Genomic DNA, 17,353 nt, shown 5'->3' on the forward strand with positions numbered 1-17,353 from the left:
TTTACCTCGCATTAACCATAACGCGAAAGGATCGCGCCATATGCCGGATCGAATTGAAACCGGCCCGCACGGGAGACTGCCATGGCCCTCAAGGTCGAACTCAAGCCGAACGAGAAAATTATCGTCGGTTCGTGCGTAATCACGAACACCGATCAACGTGCCAAATTGCTCATCGAAGGAGAGCGGCTGCCCGTGCTGCGTGAAAAAGACATCCTGACGCCGGCCACCGCCGACACACCGGCCAAGCTCATCTATCTGGCGGTCCAGCTCATGTACATCTCGCACGATCCGCAGGAACACCATGCGGTGTATTTCGACGTGATGCGCGATTTCCTCAGCGTTGCGCCGGGCTCGGCCGGCATGGTTGAGGAGATCAATAACCACATCTTAAACGGCGACTATTATAGAGCGTTGAAGGAATCGAAGAAACTGATCGCTTACGAAAAGCAGCTTCTCGACAGCGTCAAGGAAACGCGCGAAGCCAGCCTCAGCAGCGCCGCCTGACACACGCGCGGACCACCAGGCGAAAGGCCTCCAGAAGGAGGCCTTTTTCTTTTCCGGGATCGTTACGAAGCGGAGGCACCTGGAAAGCGCCGTGAGATAAACGAACTCCGGATTCAGGACGCTACAGGAATTTCACCAGGCTCATCTGATAGAGCGAGGCGGTCGTCTGATAGGACGCCTGCAAGGCGGTCTGCAAGGCAAGGATCTTGGTTGCGACCTCGTTGTCGTCGATGCCCTGGATCGAATCCAGCATCGACTGGGCGACTGCTCCCGTCTGTGTCTGCCGGTCTTTCGCTGTGGCGATGGCGCCCTGCGCTCCGGCGAAATCCGCCTGAATATCCTGGATCGATTGCGTGCCCGGATGCACAGCCAGATTGTCGACGATCCGCGAGTTCAACGCGGTGAGCTGTCCGTTCGCGTTGGGATTGCTCGCATTGGTCGAGACCGTGGCATAGACGGCGATGTTCTTCAGCGCCGCGACGAATGCATACTCGTTGGCGCGCGCGCCATACTGCACCGTGATCGATTGATCGATGCCGGCGACGGCTGTTCCGCGCGCCGGATCGGGACCGTCCTCGCCGGTGTACCAGGAGACGGTGTCGGTGGCGGTGCCGTTCACGAGCGTCGTCGCGGTGCTGAGCGGAGAACCGCCGACACGCAACGGCGGCGACGAACTGAAGAAATTGTCGGATGCGGCCATGGCGGAGGCCGCCACCAGGGCTGTGTTCGCCAGGGTGCCGACCGCGGTATTGAGCGCAGCGTTGAGGTTGGCGGCGGTCGCCGTTGAATCGGCGCCGATGGCAAAGCTGCCGGCGGGCACCGGCGTTGCTGTCGTCGCCGTGAGTTCGATGGTCTCAGAGGTGCCGTCCGGCAGGCTGAATGTGAAGCGGACCTTGTCGCCATCGGCCGGATTGGTCGCGCCGAGATCGATCGACATTTCCGAAGGCGCGCCGGGAGGCGCTGCCGGCGGCGCCGGACCGGTGACGGTCGCGGTCGCCGACGTGGTTGTAATTGCGCTCAGCTTGAGGCCAAACGGAGATCCCGCGACATCTTCGCCGATCGTCACAGATGTCGGCGTCGGCGATGTGATGACCGTCCGGCCGAGGCCCGTGGTGCCGTCAGCCTGGCCGCGCTCGTCGATAATCTGGTTCAGCCCGGCGCGTGTGCCGCTGCCGTTGAGAATGACGTCGGCCGATTCCGTCGCCGGCGTATCGGTGGCGCGGCCGGAAAACATGTAACGTCCGCCAACCTCGGTGTTCAGAAGCGCGACCACCTGGGTGAACGACGCCATCGCGGTTTTCTGCCCGGCTGTTTTGCCGCTGCTATCCAGATTCAGCGTTGCGCCCGCGGCCGCGGCCTTGACCTGGCTGCTCGCGCTGCTGATGCCCTGCAGGGACAGGTTCGCGACATTGATACGCGTATTCAGAACGGTGCCGGTGTTCGTGTAACCCGCGATCGACGAAATCTGCGCGCGCAGACCCGTTGCCGTTCCCGAATCGATGCCGAGGCCGGCATAAGTTGTCGATTTCTTTCCCGAAGCAAGTTGCTGCGTCAGCGAATCGAGCTGGCTCTTAAGGTTGAGAATCGACGAGCCGAGATACGAGGTCCGGCCGCTAACGCCATCGATTGTCATGAGACCCTCACAGTACCTGCATCAACGACTGGAACATCGAATTGACCGTGGACATCACGCGTGCATTCGCCGAGTAGGCGTTTTGCAGTGCCAGCAGGCTGGCCATTTCCGTGTCGATATCCACGCCCGAGGTCGCGTCCATTTTCTTCTGCAACGTGTTAAGCACCACGTCCTGACCGTCGGAAAGTTGCTGCGCCGAACTCGCGGCGTTGGCCTGCATGTTCGTGAACTGCTGGGTGAAACTCAGCAGCGTCCCCTTATAGGGCGTGGAGCTCGAGCCGATGCCGGTCGTCGCGGAATAGCTGTAGGTGCCGGTCGTCAATTGCGACAGGATGAAATCGGAGCGCGTGGTGTCGCCGGCCGGTGTCGCGGGGCTCGTGCTGTAGACGATCAGGCGCGACGAATCCGCCAGCAATCCGGAATTGACGCTGATGCGTCCCGCGAGGCCGGTTTGCTGAGAACCGGACGCAGTGATCTCTCCCGTATAAGGTCGTCCACCGTCGGTGAACAATGCGATTTGCGGACCACCGCCAGTCAGCGATGTCGCCGTCGTTGTCACCGATGCCGCGTTGACATCGGACAAGCCGCCCGCGCCGTCGTCGACCACACGGAGCGTCGATCCCGCCGGATTCGAGAACTGAATATTGGCCCCGCCCAGCGCGGCATTGAGCTGCGCCACGACCGACGACATACCGCCGGAGAAATCGACACCGATCACCCTGTCGTTCGGATCGATTGTCGCCGTATCCTTCAGCGGCAACGCGCCCGGATCATCCACGCGGATAATCGAAACATTGTGCTGAACGCCGGTGATGCTGTCGGTGTAGGTCAGGTGAACGGCGTTCCCGGCCTGAAGACCCGCCAGATCGAGATCGAACCCCGCCGGCGTGCCGGGCGGCGGAGCCGGCGTGGCTGGCGGGTACTGGACGCCGCCTGTCGTCTTGTCGGACAGCGCGCTCGCCATCGCGGCCGCGAGCTGGTCGACCTGGTCCTGCGCCTGCACCAGCGTCCTGTCGCGCAATTCAAGATAGGCCGCGATCGATCCGGAACGGATTGCTCCGCTGGCGACGAGATCGATGCTTCCGCCGTTCGGATAGGAAATGGAGATCGTGCCGAGCGTGCTTTTCGACGGATCGGCGTTCCACTGCGAATCCGGCGTGACCGTGCCCTGGGTATTGAAGGACATCTGCGCGGCATCGGAGCCGCCGACGAGTTGCACGCCCGAAGTCGTGTAGACGGAAACCTGATTGCCTTCGCCCTTGACGACGCGCACGTCCATCAATCCCGACAACTGCGTGATGAACTGATCGCGCTGATCCAGCAGCGCCGCCGTGGCGGCGTCCTGGTTGGCATAGCCCTGTAGTTGCCGGTTGATCTCGGCGATCTGGGTCAGCGCGTTGTTCGCCGTCGACACCGAGTTGGCTATCCCCGTCTCGGCGCTGTTGCGCAGAGCCTGGATGCCTTGCGAGGTCGAATTCAACTGCTGAGCCAGCGCCTGCGCCGCATTGAGCACGCCGGTGCGGGCCGATTGCGAGTCGGGGCTCGTCGAGAGCGACTGAAGCGCCGTCGTGAGCGAATTGAATGCCGCTTCGATCGTCGCGGACGAATCCGGATCGCCGTAGACGCTTTGCAGGTTGCTCAGGAAATTCGCCCGCGTGCGGGCATAGGCGGCACCGGAAGTTTCCGTCCGCAACTGGCTCTGGATATAGTCGTCGAGGACGCGGTTGACGCCGATGGTCTCGACGCCGGCGCCGGTGCCGACCACCGTCTGGACCTGGTTGGTCGTCTTGCGGACGTAGCCCGGCGTCTCCGCGTTCGCCACGTTGGACGAAACCAGCGCGAGCGCCGCCTGGTTTGCCCGCAAGCCGGACATCGCGGTTGAAAGAGCTTGGCTCAGACCCATGACATACTGTCCATCTCAGGTCGCATCACGCGACGCCATGCTCGCGATTATCGCAGCACGTTCAGCAGATCCTGCGCCATCTGGTTCGCAGTCGTGATGACCTTGGTGTTAGCCGAGTAGGCCTGCTGCGTGACGATCAGCTTGGTGAATTCGTCCGCGATATCGCTGTTGGACCCTTCGAGCGCCGAGCCCGTGATCGTACCGGCCTTTCCGAAAATCGCGTTGCCGGACTGGTCGGTCTCCTCGAACGCGCCGCCATCGAGCCGCTTCAGGAAGTTCGCACCGTTGAATGTCGCCAGCGTGATCTGCGCAAGATCGATGTTGCGGCCGTTGGAATAGTTACCAACCACACGGCCGTTATCGCCGATCGAGACCGTCTGCAACGAACCTGCCGGGAAGCCGTCCTGGTGAATGTCATTGACCTGCGCGTTGCCGTTGGCATCGGCGAACGAGGTCAGGCCGCTGACGCCGAAATTCACGGTGATATTGTTAAGCGTGATGCCGCTGATCGTCGGACTGGTGAGCGTAACGGATGCCACCGCCGGCGTGAGCTGGCCATTCGCGCTGAACGTGAAATCGGTGCCGATGTTCTGCCAGGCCGTCGCGGTGCCGGTCGCATTCGGATCGACCTGATAGAACAGATTCCACTTGTCGGTATGGCCTGGGCCGAGCGTCGATGAATCCATCTTCGCCCAGCGGAACTGGATGCTGACAGGCGAGCCGGAAATGTCGTAGCCGGTTGTGGCGCCGCCCGCGATCGATTCCGAAATGAATGTCGCAGAGTCGGAGCCGATGACGGTTCCGGCGCCTGCGGTACCGCCGCCCAGACGATTCACGCTCACGGGACCGGAGAAGCCCATGGCTGCGAACGCTGTCGCGTTACTCGAACTGACGGTGAGATTGTTCGCGATGCCGGTGTGCAACACGACCGAGCCATTGTTGACCGTCGAGGACAGCGCCGAGTTGCCGCTCAATCCGTCGATCTTGTCGAGGAGCTGATCGATGGTGCTGTCGATCGGGATGTTCGTGGCATCATTCACGCCGGGTGGAATCGCCGTCGAGGCATCGGTGAATGTGATGGTGTTGCCGTTGACGGTGATGGTGTCGCCGATGGCAAAACCCGCCGAGAGCGAGTTGGTGTTTGTCAGGCCCGACAGCGCGGTCGAACCGTTGATCTTGGTTGCCGTGGTCAGCGCGCTGTTGACGGAGGCACCGCTCGTTGCGTTGTCGAGATAAGGCAGCGGCGGGGTTCCGACCGTGCTCGGGTTGACGGTGAAATCGCCGACGTTGAGCAGTTCCGACCCCGGAACGGACTTGTCGCTCTTCGTGGTGATCGGATACGAGGCCAGATTGGCGCGATAGGTTACGGTGGAGGTCGGCTGCGCCGGAAGGAAGTCGCTGCCGAACTTCAGAACCTGCGGGTTGCTGCCGTTCACGTTGCCCGTTGTCGGATCGATCGGAATGCCTTCGAGATAGTAGCCGGCGCCGTTCACGAGATAGCCGTTCTTGTCGAGCGTGAAGTCGCCCCGGCGTGTGTAGTTGTTGACACCGTTGAAGACCGGGTTGCTGTCGGTGAAGCTCCCCGGCTTCTGCACCACGAAGAATCCGTCGCCGCTGATCGCCATGTAGGTCGAAACCGCCGCCTTCTGGACGTCGCCCTGCACGGTGTTGGTTTCACGCGATGCGGTCGCCACGCTGCCGGCGAGCTGGTTGTTGTTGCCGGTATCGGGAATCAGATCGAGGAAACTCGTATCGATGCGCTTGAACGCTGTCGTCTGCGAGTTCGCGATGTTTCCGGAGATGTTTTCCAGCGAGTAGGATTGAGCACGAAGACCCGCGACGGACGTGGTGAGTGCGCCAAAGAGACCCATTACATTATCTCCAACTTCGATCCGGGCGGCCTGCCGGTGTGTCCATAGTCATGGCCGTGTTCGAAGAAGAGATCGCAAGCCCTGTGCCAACAACTTAAAGTCTGTAAAATCAATGCCTTAAAAGAAATGCCCCGGTCAGAAGACCGGGGCACAATTGCCTAGCGGGCAAGATTTGCCGCGCGACATCAGGACGATGAGCCGTCCGCGGGTTTGAAGGTCAGCGCCAGCCCGTTCATGCAATAGCGCAGGCCGGTGGGCTTCGGACCATCGTCGAAGACGTGGCCGAGATGGCCGCCGCATCGCCGGCACAGGGTCTCGGTGCGCACCATCATGTAACTGCGATCGGACTTCTCGAGGATTGCGTTGGGCAGCGCCTGATAGAAGCTCGGCCAGCCGGTGCCGCTGTCATACTTGGTGTCGGAGGAGAACAACGGCAGGTCGCAGCCGGCGCAGGCGAAGGTTCCCTTGCGCTTCTCCTTGTTCAGCGGACTGGTGAACGGGCGCTCGGTGCCGGCTTCGCGCAGCACATTATATTGCGCGGCGGTCAGTTGCTTGCGCCATTCCTCCGGCGTCTTCTCGATCTCGAATTTACCCGTGGATTTTTCGCCCGCGCTGGCGCTACCCAGACCGAGCCAACGGAAGGCCGAAAAAGCGGCGAGACTCATCGCGGATGCAAGCAGGATGCGGCGGTCGATCATGGTCAAAGCTCCGTGCAGGTCGGGAAACAGGCTGTCCATCACGATCTACGGTCCATTTCGCGGAAAGTTACAGCAACGCCCCGGCAGCAGGCTCACTTTCCCGCGAGGCCGGCGCAGCTTCAGCCCGTATGTTCCAATAACCCCGCCCTCAGCACGTTATTTCGCGCGCGTTATCCGCAAAACTAGGTTTCACGGCGATCGTCGTGACGCTGCATCGCAGCCGACGCACGCTGCCGCGCGGCATTGGTCTGCGCCCTGGCGGCCGCCACTCGCGCCTCCCGAGTACGCTCCCGCGCCTGCTCGCGGCCGCGGGCGCGCTCGCGATACCGCGACAATGCACCGGCCGCGTCCGAGTAGCCGCGCGACCAGATGTTGAACACCTGCCCCGCCACGCGTCCGGCCGACCCGCCGGCCCAGACCAGTTCGAACGGCGAGAACAGCCGCCAGCGATCGTCGCCCTGCAGAATGCTGCGCGCGAGAAGCCGACCGGCCATCGCCGTCGTATTCAGTCCCTGACGGCCGAAGCCGCTCAGAACCCAAAGGCCCGATTGCAGTTCACCGATCTGCGGCATGCCGTGGACGGTCTGTCCGAACATCCCGCTCCAGGCCTCTGCGATCGAGACCGGTTTGAGCTTCGGGAACATCGCCGCGATGCGATTCTGGATGCGCTTCGCATAACGCTGCGGATCGCCCTGCCATGTCGTTTCCGGGCTCGACCACAACAGGCGGTCGCCCTCGACAATGCGGAAATGATCGATGTTGTGCGCGTCGGTCACCGATCCCTGAAAGGTGATCGCATCGGCAAGCCGCTCGCCGAGCGGCTCGGTCAGCACAGCGTATCGCCAGGTCGGCAGCAGTGTCGCGGTGAGACGGCGGCCGGGTGCGCCGAGATGCGCGTTGCCCGCGAGCACAACATGAGAGCAACGCAATTTCGCGGACGGCGTGAAGACGCGCTTACGAACGCCCGCGGGGTCGAGACTGACCACGGGCGTATCCTCGAAAATCCGCACACCCGCGTCTTCCGCCAGCGCCGCGAGGCCGTGGATGTACCGCCGACCGTCGATCTGGAACGCTTTCGGAAAATGAATCGCATGGAAGTAGCGATCGGTTTTCAGCGTCTCGCGCACGCGGTCGATCTGCCAGCCTTCGATCTCGGTGCCGAAATCTTCTCCGAGCGTCTGCAAGCGGCTGATCAGCTCATCGCCGGCATCGACCCTGGAGACTTCAAGCGCGCCCTCCGTCAGCGTCACGCCCGGCAAGACATTGCCGGTCACCGTGGCGCGGACATAGTCGGCGCCCTCCTGCGCCAGCGACCATAGCTCGCGCGCATCCTCGAAGCCGACGCGTTCGATCAAATCGGACACCGCGATGCCGTAGCCAGGCATGACGGTGCCGAGATTATGGCCGGATGCATTCCACCCGATCTCACGGCCTTCAAGAAGCGCGACGCTTGCGCCCATCCGTGCCGCTTCCAGCGCCATGGTCAGGCCGGCGAGCCCTCCCCCGATCACGCAGATATCGACATCCAGGTCAAACGTCAGCCGCGGGTGGGCGGGCAGGTCCGCCGATGAGTTCACCGAAGGGTTGTCCATGGTCGCTGTTCCAAGATCGCCTGTCGAACGCGGTATTTTCTGGGTGTAACGGTGTCCCCGTCCGTCACAATATCGGACGTAAGCTTGTACACTATTCCGCGCCGTGCCCTAGTATCCCGCAACCGAAGTTCGCATCATTTGCGAACCCCGCCCACCGAACGAGATCGCGATAATGCGCCGTCTGATCCTGCTCCGCCACGCCAAGACCGAGCGGGACGCCCCTTCGGGCAAGGATCAGGATCGCCGCCTCGACGACCGCGGCCAGCACGACGGCGCGGAGATGGGCCGGTGGCTCGCCCTTCATGACTATCGGCCCGACCTCGTGCTGATATCGACCGCAACACGCACTCAGGAAAGCTGGGAGTTGCTTCGCGCTGCGATGCCGTCCGTGAAAGCGAAGCAATTGCCGGAATTGTATGGCGCCGATCCATCCGAATTGCTGAGGATCATTCACAGTGCCGCGGACGCGGACCCGCAATGCCTTCTGATCCTCGCCCACAACCCCGGACTGCATGAACTGGCGCTCGGCCTTGTCGCCAGCGGCGATCCCGCAGGCCGTCACGCACTCGCAAGCAACCTGCCGACGGCGGGTGTCGCCGTGATCGATTTCAAGATCGACCACTGGGACAAGGTCGGGTTTCGCACCGGACGGCTCGAGCGCTTCGCCAGCCCGAAGCTGCTGCGCGAGTGGTCCGACGACGCGTAACTGCGCTTCAGCGAAGCGGCCTTGCATCTTGCCGCCAACGAATTCATCGTAAGCCGGCTAGAGCGTTTTCAAGCGAAGTGGATGCCGGTTCGCGTGAAGAAAACGCGTCAAAGCAGAATCTGTTGCGACCGGAGAGACCGATGTTTCAATCCATCCTCGTCCCCATCGACCTTGCCGACACCGACCTTGCAAAACCGGCCATCGAGACGGCGGCCTCGCTGTCGAAATCCTCCGGCGGACTGGTGCGGCTGGTCAACGTGATGCCCATCACGCCGGTGATGCTGGCGGAATATGTCCCGCCCGATTTCGAGATTCAGCAGCGGCAGTCATCCGAGGAAGCGCTGGCGATCGTGGCGCGCGAATCCGGAATCGACAGCAAGCGCATCTCGGTCACGGTGCGGCAGGGCGGAATTTATCACGAGGTACTCGAGGAAGCCGCCGACATCGGCGCCGACCTGATTGTCATGACATCGCACCGGCCATCAATGCAGAGTTATTTTCTCGGCTCGAATGCGGGGCATGTCGTCCGCTATGCAAAATGCTCAGTACTCGTGGTGCGGCATTAGTGGCCAACTCATCACAAAACGGTTTTCTCCGTCCGGCTGACTTCTCTCCAGCTTCATCATGGACTATGGTCCGCCGCCGCCGGAGGGTGATCCCCATCATCGGGCGGTAAGGTTTGGCCGGGCCGGCCAACGACGCCCGGCCGAGCTGACCTCTTGATTTACGGCAGGACATCATCCGGCAGAGCATCGAATGCATAGCCGCGCGGCTTGTTACGCCGCAGGAATCCGCCGATCTGCCAGCCGAACAGCGCAGCGAATCCGATCAGAAACAGCGCGCCCGCAAACTCGCCTGTGATCAGCGCGCGGATCAGCAGTCCGAGCATTGCGACACCGACAAGTCCAAGCACGGCCAATCCCGCCGTGTAGATCGCCGGATTGATGCCGATCACCAGCACAGCCTTGCTGCCGATCGCGGCAAGGCGGCGATGCAATTCCACGATGAACGCGCGATAGCCATTGTCCTGCGGTGACATCAGAGCGACCGTGTGCCACGTCGTTGAGTAGAGCGTCACGCGCTCGCCGCGCGTGTCCTCGATATCGGCACGGAAACGCCGTGACTGCATCGACACCGGACGATACGACAGGCGGATCGCCGCGATCTTCTCCAGCGGCCAGACGCCGTGCTTTCCCCTCGCCTGCCATGACAGCCCCTCGTCGGTGAGGTCGAATTGCGAAGCACCTCCAACCAGTGACGGCTTGAAGATGTATTGGGTGCCGTCGCCTGCCGCCTCCGGCCCCTTCATCCCGGAACGCGACGCGGCACTGAACAATTGCGAGAGCATGAAAATCCTTCAATCGGCCGCGATCCGGTGCCGGTCACCTTGCGGGACGGCCAGCCGCTATTCTACAAGTCATAGCAGCCCGCCGCGCCCGGACGAAACACCCTGATGGCCAAGCCTGCCTATTTCTCGCAACCTATCGTTCTCGCCGCATCGATCCTGTTCGGCGTGCTGCTCGCGCTCGGCATCCACATCATCATCCAGCGTTTCGATCTCAATCTCGGCGACCTGTGGCGGACGGACGTGCCGGAGCTGATTCCCGCGCGCGCGGCGCTGGCATGGTGGCTGATCGCGGCGGTGGCGTTTCTGGCAGGATTCATCGCCGCGTCGCTGATGCAGAGCGCAGTGTCGGGTCAGATCTCGCTTCGCCTGCGGCAGTTTCTGGTCGCGGTCGGCGTCATCATGCTGGCGGCGGCGGGCCAGGCCGCGGCCGCACCGAGCCCGATTCCGACACTGTCGGGTGTACTCGCAGGTCTCGCCGCCCTCGGGCTTGGCGCGGTGATGGCGTTCTGCGGCGCAAAGTTCGCACTTCGGCGGTCCTGATCGCCGGCATGAAAAGCCGCACCAGCTTTCGCCGGCGCGGCTTTTTGCCTCATTCATCGTCAACGGTTGAACCGCTGCGATCGTCAGCTCGCATCGATTTCATCGGGAAGATGTTCTGAACATCATCGCCGCCGACGGAATGGAGCGGCTGTCTCGCCCTTTGCAACAGCAGCCCCATTCCCCATATGCAGCAAGACAACGCCCCGGACGTAATATGAAGCGCGGATGACACCCTCCAAACTCGCGATTTTCCAGCATTAACCGCACTTTGCGCCGCACAACGAGCTATTTTCCAAGCGTGGAATTTCGCGTATGAGTACCACCGCAGCCGCTTGCTCACTGTCGCCTCAATCGGCTTCTATAGGTTACGCGCCCTGCCGGGAGGACGAATGCAACAGTTGTTGAACACGCTCGGGCGTGTCTTCAGGGAACGAATTGGCTGGAAACGGCTGGGGATCGCCGCCAGTCTTGTCATTGTTTCCATTGCGATCATGCATCTGTTCCGCACCCTCAAGGGCGTGGACACGGCGATCGTTCTGACAGCCCTTGAAGAAAAGACGCATGGCCAGATCGCCATGGCCGCGCTGTGCGTGCTCGGTGCGTTCTTCACCCTGACATTCTATGACCTGTTCGCGCTGCGCACGATCGGCAAGATGCACGTTCCCTATCGCATCGCCGCGCTGTCGAGCTTCACCAGCTACACCATCGGCCACAACATCGGCGCGACGGTGTTCACCGGCGGCGCGATCCGCTTCCGCATCTATTCGGACTGGGGACTGACCGCGATCGATGTCGCGAAGATCTGCTTCATCTCCGGCCTGACATTCTGGCTCGGCAACACCTTCGTACTTGGCATCGGGATGATCTGGCACCCGGCTGCCGCATCTTCGATCGATCTGCTGCCGGAAAGCATCAACCAGTTGATCGGCGTTGGATTGCTCGCGGGAATCGCGGCCTATCTGACGTGGATCGCGACCGGCCAGGGCCGCCGCAAGCTCGGCAAGGACGGCTGGAAGGTTCACCTGCCATCCGCGCCGCTCACCGTGCTGCAAATCCTGATCGGCGTCGTCGATCTCGGCTTCTGCGCGCTTGCGATGTATCTGCTGGCGCCGTCGAGCCCCGACCTCGATTTCGTGACGCTCTCCGTCGTCTTCATTCTCGCCACGCTGCTCGGCTTCGCCAGCCACGCGCCCGGCAGTCTCGGCGTGTTCGACGCGGCGATGCTGATCGGTCTGCCGATGCTCGGCAAGGAGCAACTGCTCGCGTCGCTGCTCGTCTTCCGTATTCTCTACTTCCTGATCCCGTTCGCCACCTCGATCACGATCCTCGGCATCCGGGAATTGTGGCTCAGCGTCATCTTGCCGTGGCAGCAGAGCCGGAAACTCCGGCCTGCACCCGCGGTCGCGCAGTCGTCACAACAGCAGCAGAAACCCAAGCAGGCTGCGGAGTAATCCTGCGCACAAAGATGCGGCTTGTGGGGCTCGGGAGCGTGATTTACGCTCCCGCGATAGCCCCACATTTTGGCCTCATCCGTCGGCTTCAAACGAGTGATCCGGTTCTGACATTCGTATCACTTTTCAGCCCGCACCTTTACGAATGTCAGAACCAAAGGATCACTGGAATCATGGTTTTGCTAGTGTCCTTCGCATCCGGCGTTCGCACGGAAGGCGCTGCAAGGTGAGGCGAACGCCGGATACGAGACACTTGCCATGATTCAGTCGCGCGTCATCCGCTTATCGCTCCTGATCGCGGCGCTCGGCGGCGCGATGGCGAGCCATGCCCCGGCGCAAACACCGCTCGTGCCGCCCTCCGCCGCGCAGCCGCCGCTCGTACAGCCGCCTGCTCCGCAACTGACGACGGCAATGCAGATTTCCTGGGAAGTCCGCAACCGCTTCCGGCTGTTTCGCGAGGAACGCGATTTTCAGCTCCAGACCGCTTCGCTCAGCGGCCGCACCATTCTCGAATCCGAACAGGCGCTGGCGACACAGAGCGACGGCCGTGGCTGGGCGCGCAACACGCTCGGGCGCCTGTGCATCGACCAGGCGGGCCGCGTCAGCGAGCCCTGCACCCGCGACGGCGTGAAAGAAAGCTACCTCACGCCCGCCGATCATCCGGTCACGATCCGCCTCACCGGCGCGGTGCCGGTTGGCGCTACCTGCGCGTGGACATTCGAGGACGGCGATCCGCCGCGGCAATCGACGCTCGATTGTGCCGAGCCGATCAACCTGCGTGTCCGCTACGGCCGCCCGACGCCCGTCACCGTCGATGTCTCCAGCGGGCCCGATGCGCCGCAGCGCGTCACGACGCAGATCGCGGTGCGTGACATTTTCATCGCGGGCCTCGGCGACTCCATCGCATCGGGCGAAGGCAATCCGGATCGTCCGGTGACGCTGACCGACGACGGATTCTGTTTCCGCTCCTATCTCGGCGGTCCCGCCGGAATGTATTTCCGCCCCGGCCGCGCCGGTTACAAAGGCGCGCGCGCCTGCGATACCTCCGACGGCACCAGCTTGCAGAACTGGCAGCGCGCCGGCGCGCAGTGGATGAACCCGGCGTGTCATCGTTCGCTCTACAGCTACCAGACCCGCATGGCGATCGCACTGGCCGCGCAGAATCCGCAAATCGCGGTGACTTATTTGCCGCTGGCCTGCACCGGCGCCACCATCGACGAAGGCATGTTCGGGTCGCAGCGCGCCCGCGAATGCGTGGTCGGCAAGAGCAGCCTGACCTGTCAGGGCACGGTGAACGCGCAGGTCTCGGAATTGCGTGAGGCGCTGGCCGCCGCGACGCGGCGGCAGCCGGATCGCGGGCTCGATCTCATCCTGCTCTCGATCGGCGCCAACGATGTCGACTTCTCGGGACTCGTCGCCGACGTCATCGTCGAACGGCAGACCGAGCGCGCGCTGTCACGGCGCACCGGCGTCCTCAGTTCGGTCGATGAAGCGCGTTCCACGTTGCAGCGAGAACTGCCGCGGGATTTCAACAAGCTGCGTCAGGCGCTGAAACCGTTCGTCGGCGGCGACCTCTCGCGCGTCATTTACACGTCCTACGCGAATCCGTCGCTGCTGAACGGCGCGCCCTGCCCCGGCGGCCGCGCCGGCTTCGACATTCATCCCTCGTTCAACGCGGACCCGCAGCGCCTCACCGAGGTGACCGAATTCGTACAGAACGAGTTTCTGCCTTCGCTCAAGAAGCTGGCGACGTGCAGCGGCGGCGTGCTGTGCAACGATAGCAACCGCGACCGCATGACGTTCGTCGATCAGCATCAGGCAGCCTTCGCAAATCACGGCTTCTGCGCGCGCGCCGAGACCGATCCGCCGTTCGACCGTGAATGTTTTTCGGCAAAGGGCGACAGCTTCGTCGCGGACATCGTCGATGCCGCGAACAACCCGCTGGTCTGCGGCGCGGGCGCCAGCGACTTCCGCGCCTACTCGCCGCGCGCGCGCTGGATCCGCGATGCCAACGACAGCTACTTCGCGGCGATGACCTATCCGCAGGCGCAGAAAGCACCGAACCAGCCCGGCGATATTCACGATGCGACGTGGGGCGTGCTCTCCGCCGTCTACGGCGGCGCGATCCATCCGACCGCCGAAGGCCATGCGGCAATGGCGGATGCGGCGCTGCCCGCCGCGATGAGCGTGCTGGGACTCGGCCTGTCCGAGAATCCCGTGGTCAGCGAACCGATCCAGCCGGCCGCGCCTGTCAGACAATAATCAGACCGGCCAACAACCGTCATTAACTGTCATTGCGGGGTGCGCGTCTTCGCGCGAACCCGGAATCCAGCGCTACAACAGAAAAATGGATTCCGGGTCTGCGCCAGGAGGCGCATCCTGGAATGACGGTCGATAAATCGATGCCGCTCAGCTCACGCCGAGCTTCTTCTGCAGGCTCGACGACGATGTGGTGTACTGGAACACGACGCGCTTGTCCGGGAAGACATAGCGGCTCGCCTTCTGCGCCATCAGCGCGCCTTCATGGAAGCCGGAGAGGATGAGCTTCAGCTTGCCGGGATAGGTGTTGATGTCGCCGATGGCGAAGATGCCGGGCACATTGGTCTCGAATGCCTCGGTGTCGACCGGCACCAGGTTATTCTCGAGCTTGACGCCCCAGTTCGCGACCGGGCCGAGCTTCATGGTCAAGCCGAAGAACGGCAGCATGGTGTTGCAATCGACCTTGAAGGTCTGGTTGTCGTTGCCCTTCACCAGCGCACCTGAGAGCACGCCGTTCTCCCCTTCGAGCGCGGTCACCTGTCCGAGCTTCAGATCCATCTTGCCCGCCGCAACCAGCTTGCGCATCTGCTCGACACTGTGCGGCGCGGCGCGGAAATCGTCACGGCGATGCAGCAGCGTCACACGCCTGGCGATCGGCTGAAGGTTCAGCACCCAGTCGAGCGCGCTGTCGCCGCCACCAACGATCAGAAGATCCTTGCCGCGGAATTGCTCCATCTTGCGCACGGCATAGAACACCGAGCTGCCTTCATAGGCCTCGATGCCCGGCACCGGCGGGCGCTTCAGCTGGAATGAGCCGCCGCCTGCCGAGATCACCACGACCTTGCTCTCGAATACCTGCCCGGCATCGGTGGTCACGCGGAACAGCGGATCGCCGATCTTCTCGATGGTCTCAACCATTTCGTTGAGATGGAACGTCGGGTTGAACGGCTTGATCTGTTCCATCAGTGCATCGGTAAGGCCCTGCCCGGTGACCAGCGGGATCGCCGGGATGTCATAGATCGGCTTCTCCGGATAAAGCTCGGCGCACTGGCCGCCCAGCTTGTCGAGAATATCGACCAGATGCACTTTCATATCGAGCAGGCCCAGTTCGAACACCGCGAACAGGCCGCAAGGGCCGGCACCGATAATCAGGACATCAGTTTTGATCGTGTCGGTCATGCTCGTTCCGGTCTGTGAAGGAGGGAGATCGAGGTGTGGGAGCGGAAGACGCCGCTTTTAAAGGCATTGTCTAACCAAACCGGCCCCCCGGGGGAAGCCATATTCGGCCCGCCCGCTGTCCCCGCGCCTTGTGAGGCAGCGACATTTCCCGCTATGCAGGCCTCAAACCGGAGACCGACGACGTGGATGCACCGACCCGCCCAAAGCCCAGCTTCAAGCTGGAAAACTACCCGTTCCGCCTGGCCGACAATGTCCGCTATGGCGACCTCGATCCGAACAAGCATGTCAACAACGGGGTCTATTCGACCTATTTCGAGACGGCGCGCGTCACGCTGCTGCGCAGCGGCGATCGCGGCCTGATGCCGAAAGGCCTGAGCTGGATGCTGGTGCATCTCGCCATCGACTTCCGTGCCGAGATGCACTGGCCCGGAAGCTTCGAACTCGGCATCGGCGTCTCGAAGCTCGGGCGGACCTCCGCGACCTTCGCGCAGGTCGTCTTCGCGGGCGAGGTCTGCACCGCCTCGGCGGAAGCCGTCACGGTTCTGGTCGATGCCAAGACACGCAAGCCGACCCCGCTGACGCCTGAGATCATCGAGCGGTTTCAGCCATGGCTGCTGCGCCGTTAGCCAAGCCTGCAATTGATATTGCCGCCGCGGCCGTTCGCCTCTAAATCTCTAGCGACCAATCGGGCCAGTCGTCCGTCATGCTCAGCTTCAACACCGACGATCTTCGTCCACAGGATCGGTTCGACTACTGGTGCGAAGTGCGCGCCCGCAACCTGTTCGGCGTGACGATCTCGCTGAAGCCGCACGAGCGGCAGAATTTCCGGGGGCGGTTCTCGGCCGTCGCCGCGGGCGGGGCGATCATCAGCGAGATGCGGGCGTCATCCTATTGGGTGTCGCGGACCACCGCCGATATTTCCCGCGCATCCAGCGACAGTCTTTGCATCTACCAGCAGACCGGCGGCGCAAGCTGGTTCAGCAGCAAGGGCGGCGGGGAATTCGTGGTGTCGGCGAACGACATCGCCATCAGTCATACGGACCTGTCCTACCAGACCCATCCGGCAACGGCTCACGGCTTTGACCTGCGTATTCTGAAAATTCCGTTCGCGGGCCGCGAGGACATCGTCCACCCGGCACGAGGCCTGGCGCCGTCGCTGCTGCGCGATGATCTGCGCCTGAAAGCCGTCATCTCCGCTTCGTTCGCAGCCCTGGCCGCGGACTGCGCCAAAAATCCCGAAAGCGATTTCGATCTTGCTGTCGATCACCTCGCGCAACTGGCACTGCTGGCGCAGGGCCGCGTCCGGCACGGTTCGCCGGAAAGCCGCGCCGCGCTGCGGTTCGGATTTCTGCATGCGGCCCGCGATATCCTCGCGCGCAACATGCATCGTCCCAACCTCACGCCAGCGGCGGTCGCGGCCGAACTCGGAATCTCGCCACGCAAACTACACCTGTTGTTTGAACCGACGGGCATGTCCTGCGCGCGGACCCTCACGGCGATGCGCGCCGAGGAAGCGCTGCGGCTGCTCAGGAACGTACCGGTGCGGCCGGTGGCGGAGATCGCGCAGGCATCCGGGTTCGACAGCTCCGCCACATTCTACCGCGTGTTCCGCAATCTCTACGGCATCACGCCGGGCGATGCGCGGACGGCGGCCATCCTCGACTGATTG

Annotated in this window: 15 protein-coding genes; 8 read left to right on the top strand and 7 right to left on the bottom strand. The window is 62.7% G+C overall.

Features of this window, described 5'->3' with window-relative positions:
- Window positions 1–81 precede the first annotated feature (81 nt).
- Entirely contained in the window at window positions 82–504 is a 423-nt protein-coding gene (gene flbT / locus AC1Q6J_RS06960; RefSeq protein ID WP_492278581.1) for a flagellar biosynthesis repressor FlbT, read from the top strand.
- Between the two features lie 121 nt (window positions 505–625).
- On the opposite strand, the gene AC1Q6J_RS06965 is transcribed toward flbT, so the two are convergent.
- The 5 genes from AC1Q6J_RS06965 to AC1Q6J_RS06985 form a co-directional block, all read right to left on the bottom strand.
- Window positions 626–2,137 carry a flagellar biosynthesis protein FlgL gene (locus tag AC1Q6J_RS06965; RefSeq protein WP_492278582.1) on the bottom strand — a complete coding sequence of 504 codons (1,512 nt, stop codon included), beginning with the start codon at window positions 2,135–2,137 and terminating at the stop codon, window positions 626–628.
- Window positions 2,138–2,144: 7 nt separating this feature from the next.
- The gene (gene flgK / locus AC1Q6J_RS06970) at window positions 2,145–4,040 is read right to left on the bottom strand and encodes a flagellar hook-associated protein FlgK (RefSeq protein ID WP_492278583.1); all 1,896 of its coding nucleotides are present in this window, start codon (window positions 4,038–4,040) and stop codon (window positions 2,145–2,147) included.
- A gap of 47 nt (window positions 4,041–4,087) precedes the next feature.
- Complete coding sequence (locus tag AC1Q6J_RS06975; protein ID WP_492278584.1) at window positions 4,088–5,911, bottom strand: flagellar hook protein FlgE; 1,824 nt, start codon at window positions 5,909–5,911, stop codon at window positions 4,088–4,090.
- 185 nt (window positions 5,912–6,096) lie between these two features.
- Window positions 6,097–6,609: a peptide-methionine (R)-S-oxide reductase MsrB gene (msrB, locus tag AC1Q6J_RS06980; protein WP_492278614.1), complete on the bottom strand. Its 513-nt coding sequence runs from the start codon at window positions 6,607–6,609 to the stop codon at window positions 6,097–6,099.
- A 182-nt stretch (window positions 6,610–6,791) separates the two neighbouring features.
- Window positions 6,792–8,201, bottom strand: a complete 1,410-nt coding sequence (locus tag AC1Q6J_RS06985) for an NAD(P)/FAD-dependent oxidoreductase (protein WP_492278585.1) — start codon at window positions 8,199–8,201, stop codon at window positions 6,792–6,794.
- Window positions 8,202–8,373: 172 nt separating this feature from the next.
- Between AC1Q6J_RS06985 and AC1Q6J_RS06990 the strand changes: the two genes are divergently transcribed.
- A complete protein-coding gene (locus tag AC1Q6J_RS06990; protein WP_492278586.1) occupies window positions 8,374–8,907 on the top strand; it encodes a SixA phosphatase family protein in 534 nt (177 codons plus the stop codon).
- A 140-nt stretch (window positions 8,908–9,047) separates the two neighbouring features.
- Window positions 9,048–9,473 carry a universal stress protein gene (locus AC1Q6J_RS06995; protein ID WP_006021453.1) on the top strand — a complete coding sequence of 142 codons (426 nt, stop codon included), beginning with the start codon at window positions 9,048–9,050 and terminating at the stop codon, window positions 9,471–9,473.
- 158 nt (window positions 9,474–9,631) lie between these two features.
- Here AC1Q6J_RS06995 and AC1Q6J_RS07000 read toward each other — a convergent pair whose 3' ends face one another.
- Window positions 9,632–10,255 carry a hypothetical protein gene (locus tag AC1Q6J_RS07000; RefSeq protein ID WP_492278587.1) on the bottom strand — a complete coding sequence of 208 codons (624 nt, stop codon included), beginning with the start codon at window positions 10,253–10,255 and terminating at the stop codon, window positions 9,632–9,634.
- Between the two features lie 105 nt (window positions 10,256–10,360).
- On the opposite strand from AC1Q6J_RS07000, the gene AC1Q6J_RS07005 reads away from it, so the two are divergent.
- The 3 genes from AC1Q6J_RS07005 to AC1Q6J_RS07015 all read left to right on the top strand — a co-directional run bounded on the left by AC1Q6J_RS07005 (window position 10,361) and on the right by AC1Q6J_RS07015 (window position 14,508).
- Complete coding sequence (locus tag AC1Q6J_RS07005) at window positions 10,361–10,795, top strand: hypothetical protein (RefSeq protein ID WP_492278588.1); 435 nt, start codon at window positions 10,361–10,363, stop codon at window positions 10,793–10,795.
- A gap of 389 nt (window positions 10,796–11,184) precedes the next feature.
- A complete protein-coding gene (locus AC1Q6J_RS07010; RefSeq protein WP_492278589.1) occupies window positions 11,185–12,246 on the top strand; it encodes a lysylphosphatidylglycerol synthase transmembrane domain-containing protein in 1,062 nt (353 codons plus the stop codon).
- Between the two features lie 258 nt (window positions 12,247–12,504).
- A complete protein-coding gene (locus AC1Q6J_RS07015; protein ID WP_492278590.1) occupies window positions 12,505–14,508 on the top strand; it encodes an SGNH/GDSL hydrolase family protein in 2,004 nt (667 codons plus the stop codon).
- Between the two features lie 147 nt (window positions 14,509–14,655).
- On the opposite strand, the gene AC1Q6J_RS07020 is transcribed toward AC1Q6J_RS07015, so the two are convergent.
- Window positions 14,656–15,684: an NAD(P)/FAD-dependent oxidoreductase gene (locus AC1Q6J_RS07020; RefSeq protein ID WP_492278591.1), complete on the bottom strand. Its 1,029-nt coding sequence runs from the start codon at window positions 15,682–15,684 to the stop codon at window positions 14,656–14,658.
- Between the two features lie 182 nt (window positions 15,685–15,866).
- Between AC1Q6J_RS07020 and AC1Q6J_RS07025 the strand changes: the two genes are divergently transcribed.
- Complete coding sequence (locus tag AC1Q6J_RS07025; RefSeq protein WP_492278592.1) at window positions 15,867–16,310, top strand: acyl-CoA thioesterase; 444 nt, start codon at window positions 15,867–15,869, stop codon at window positions 16,308–16,310.
- 77 nt (window positions 16,311–16,387) lie between these two features.
- Window positions 16,388–17,350, top strand: coding sequence for a helix-turn-helix transcriptional regulator (locus AC1Q6J_RS07030; protein WP_492278593.1), 963 nt, complete (start codon window positions 16,388–16,390; stop codon window positions 17,348–17,350).
- The last annotated feature ends 3 nt before the right edge of the window (window positions 17,351–17,353 follow it).

The sequence above is a fragment of the Afipia sp. MLSD5-FHT05B12 genome (genome assembly GCF_058793355.1).